2 protein-coding genes are annotated in these 1074 nt (G+C 58.2%); both read right to left on the reverse strand.

Annotated elements, in window-relative coordinates:
- On the reverse strand, positions 1 to 684 hold a 684-nt coding region (locus ABE485_RS31140), incomplete at its 3' end, for an IS3 family transposase (protein WP_346519106.1).
- Entirely contained in the window at positions 681 to 1013 is a 333-nt protein-coding gene (locus ABE485_RS31145; RefSeq protein ID WP_346519107.1) for a transposase, read from the reverse strand. The genes ABE485_RS31140 and ABE485_RS31145, both read right to left, overlap by 4 nt.
- Positions 1014 to 1074 lie beyond the last annotated feature (61 nt).

The following is a 1074-nucleotide window of genomic DNA, read 5'->3' on the forward strand; positions in this document are numbered from 1 at the left end:
CTCTGCCACTGCATTATCGTAAGGATCGCCTTTGGCGCTCATGCTGATGGTAATGCCGTTGCCCGTCAGCATTGCACGATACTCGGCTGAACTGTATTGAGCGCCTCGATCGCTGTGATGCATCAGTCCCGGTTGCGGCTTGCGCCTGGTCATGGCCATCAGCAATGCCTGGATAACCAGACTTCGGTCTCGCTTGTCGGACATGCTCCAACCGACTACTGAGCGCGAGTAAAGATCCAGCAGTACCGCGAGATACAGCCAACCTGTTCGCGTCGATACCACCGTGATATCGCCTACCCAGACTTTGTTGGGGCAATGCACCGTGAACCGTCGTTCCAGGCGGTTCGGTGCCGGCCCGAGTAGCGAGTGTTTCTCCAGTCTGCGGAACCGTTGCTTACGCAGTGCCTCGATGCCCGCCTGGCGGCGCAAGCGTGCAACGCGATGCTTGCCGCAAGCCACACCACTGGCATTGAGCGCGCGCCAAGTCTTCTCGGCACCGTACGCTTGCCGATAAGCCCTATGCGTTTGCTCGATCGCCGCCAGTAACTTAACGTCTTCTTGCTGTCTTGCACACGGCGCGCGACGTCGCCACTCGTAATAACCGCTGCGGCTGACCTGCAACGCCCGGCATAGCCGAGCGACTCGGAACTGCTGCTGATGAGCCTGCACAAAGGCGTACCTCACGGCAGTTCCCGCGCAAAGTACGCTGCCGCTTTTTTTAGGATGTCGCGCTCTTCGGTGACCTCGGCAAGCTGACGCTTGAGGCGTTGGATCTCGGTCTGCTCGTCGGTACGCGTTTTGCCTTTGCCGGGAAACGAAACGTCTGGCCCGTGCATTGCCAGCTCTTTCTTCCATCGGTAGATAATCGAGCGCTTCACGCCCAGCATCAGTGCCAACTGCGTACCGCTGATCTTGCCTTCCTCCAACTGCCGCACTGCCTCGATTTTGAATTCTCGGCTGTGGTACTGGCGCTTGACATCGCTCGGCTTGGCTTCGGGTTTGGATTTATCCATGGGACACCTCCTTCAAGTATTGTCTACTTCTTCGGGTGTCCGGAAAACCCGGGCTAGCTCA

Source organism: Achromobacter spanius, from assembly GCF_039673305.1.
In the GTDB taxonomy this organism is placed as follows: Bacteria; Pseudomonadota; Gammaproteobacteria; order Burkholderiales; family Burkholderiaceae_B; genus Achromobacter; species Achromobacter spanius_F.